The sequence below is a fragment of the Desulfosporosinus sp. I2 genome (assembly GCF_000960765.1).
Taxonomy (GTDB): Bacteria; Bacillota; Desulfitobacteriia; order Desulfitobacteriales; family Desulfitobacteriaceae; genus Desulfosporosinus.
Map to the genome: position 1 here is coordinate 1 of NZ_JYNH01000255.1, position 2,495 is coordinate 2,495.

General features: G+C 44.6%; 4 protein-coding genes. All 4 read right to left on the minus strand.

Annotated elements, in window-relative coordinates:
- Positions 1-384: 384 nt before the first annotated feature.
- The 4 genes from UF75_RS31200 to UF75_RS25395 are packed head-to-tail and all read right to left on the minus strand — an operon-like array spanning position 385 to position 2,429.
- Positions 385-504, minus strand: coding sequence for an ATP-binding cassette domain-containing protein (locus UF75_RS31200; RefSeq protein WP_348983106.1), 120 nt, complete (start codon positions 502-504; stop codon positions 385-387).
- A 37-nt stretch (positions 505-541) separates the two neighbouring features.
- Positions 542-775: a hypothetical protein gene (locus UF75_RS25385; protein ID WP_045577299.1), complete on the minus strand. Its 234-nt coding sequence runs from the start codon at positions 773-775 to the stop codon at positions 542-544.
- Entirely contained in the window at positions 772-1,425 is a 654-nt protein-coding gene (locus UF75_RS25390; protein ID WP_045577300.1) for an ABC transporter ATP-binding protein, read from the minus strand. Before UF75_RS25390 ends, UF75_RS25385 begins: the two co-directional genes overlap by 4 nt.
- Before the next feature lie 14 nt (positions 1,426-1,439).
- Positions 1,440-2,429 (minus strand): FtsX-like permease family protein, encoded by a 990-nt coding sequence (locus tag UF75_RS25395; RefSeq protein ID WP_207642509.1) that lies wholly within the window; start codon positions 2,427-2,429, stop codon positions 1,440-1,442.
- Positions 2,430-2,495: the final 66 nt, after the last annotated feature.

Consider the following 2,495-nt stretch of genomic DNA (forward strand, 5'->3'; position numbering starts at 1 on the left):
AAAAGCTGAACTTTGTTCAATTGCTACTGATTTTTTATAATATCCAGCACCAATCGTAAAAAAAGCCATTGATATAAATGAAATTATTATTATATGTATTGCATATCTCATTTTTTTCCATTTTCAGATTTAGCCTCCAATATTAAAACTTAGCCCACAATTTTTGTTCAATTTTAATATCTGGTTGAGAAACGCTTTCGGTTATGCTGAAGCTAAGACTGTAAAACTCGCAAAGGCTTCATGTATATATATCCATCAGGCATAACATGCCCCGCAACAATATTTGTTGCTGAATGGGGTGTGTCAGTATGTCCTTGTTTTCGCAAGCTACGAAATACATCCAGTATAAGTTCACTATTTGCTTGGTCTAAATTACCCGTAGGTTCATCTGCCCGAAAAAATTCCTGGTTTATTAATCAAGGCCTTTGCAATCGCAACCAGCTGTTGTTCTCCACCTGACATTCGGCCAGGTATATTATGTAATCTGTGAACTAACCCCACCATAGACCCTCCACTAGGTGGAAGGTCTATAAGTCTTAACTTACTGCTTGATTTTATGACAACTGATACAGTTAGGCCGGTCTAAATGCTTTGTTATCTTTGCACCATTAGCTCCGCTTCCATGGCAAGACTTACAGTCCATGTCTTGGGTAACCTCATGAGGAATGGCAGGAATTTTTGCCACTTTTGGAGGTGGTTCTTTGGTTCCGCTACACCCCGCTAGAATTACTGCTAAGAAAACCGCCAAGATTAAAAGAAGTCCGCGTTTTTTCATGCGATCTGTGTCAACCTTCCATGTTCTAGTCTTACTCTCCGCTGCGCCAATTCCCCTACTTCATTGTCATGGGTAACCATGACAATCGTGTGCCCTTCCCTGTGAAGTTCCTGGAATAGTTCAATTACTAATTTTTCATTGTCTTCATCCAAATTCCCTGTCGGCTCGTCCGCTAAAATTAACGCGGGATAGTTAATTAGCGCTCGTGCAATGCACACCCTTTGCTGTTCTCCGCCGGAAAGTTGGCTAGGCAGGTGTTTGGCACGTTGAACCAGGCCTACCCGTTCCAGGGCTTTGAGGGCTTCCTGTTCGTCGGTAAGGCTGTGATAATACTGGGCCACCATTACATTTTCCAAGGCAGTAAGGTGAGGAATTAGGTGAAACTGCTGGAATACCAAGCCTATTTTTTCCCTGCGAACCTCGGTTAATTCTTTGTTTGAGCGGGTAGTTACCTCGATGCCATCGATTAAAACAGAGCCACTGGTAGGCTTATCCATACAACCAATAATATTTAGCATTGTACTTTTTCCGGAACCGGATGGACCCATTATGGAAACCCATTCCCCTGGAGCGACGCTTAGATTAAAATCCTTTAAGGCGTGGACATCGCCGTAGGATTTGGTTACATTCTTTAATTCTAAGATGTTCATACTTTTCTCCCTTTCTACTCCCCTTTAAGTACCAAGGCTGGTTCAATGTTGGCCGCTGTCCGTACCGGCATGATCACTGCAACCCAGGCTACCAGAACAGATAAGATTATTACCGCCATAAGCACTGAAGGCCTAAGCGTAATATAGGCTTTAAATACACTCAGCCCGATAATCTGGGCAATCCCCCAGCCCACCAGGGAACCCAACACCCCGCCAGTAATACCCAAGAGAGCGCTTTCCCCTAAAAACTCACCGGCAATGGCTCGGTTGGTTGCGCCCAAGGCCTTGCGTAAGCCGATTTCCCTTCGCCTTTCCATGACCATTGCCATCATAGTTGTGGAGACACAGAGCAATGTTGAAGCTAGGATTACTATGACTACTAGGTAAACCAAGGTTCTAATTTTCTCAAGGATAACGCCCTCTGAACGGGCAATTTGCTGGATAGGGTTTGCTTTAATGTCCGGCTCGGCCTGGCTAATCGTTTCGGCCAAGGTAATTAACTCTGCAGAATTTCCCATGACACTTAGATAGGCAGTATGAATTTGTCCCTCTTTGTCCAGAAGGCCCTGGGCCTTTTCTAATTTCAGAAACACCTGATAATCTTCCGTGCTGCCTGTGGAAACCAAGCCCACCACTTGTAGGCTCTCAGTTTTCCCTGTTTCCTCCGCGGTTATGCTCAGTTTCTGGCCAACTTTTAATTCCAGCTGTTCCGCCAAGGCGGAACCCACCACAATCTGGTTATTTTCGCTGGGCCAGGCTCCATCTAATCTCCAGTAAGGACTAACCTTTTGGATCCCAGAAAAGTCTACTCCAACCGCCACGAATCGTTGCTTGTTGCCTGTGACGATCCCATATAGGTAGGGAGAATAACCAATTGTTTTATCTTGAGGCACCTGCTCCAACACCCGGTTTAGTTTTGCTAACTCTAGGGTGCTGCCTTCTTGCTGCTGGGCAGGCACTAGCACCAGATTTTGCACCGTAACTGCGCAGTTTCTTTTGCTCATTTTTTCAGGGGTTGATATCATTATAAACACTTAATAATCCAGAAATCACCCCAATGCCCAGTACTA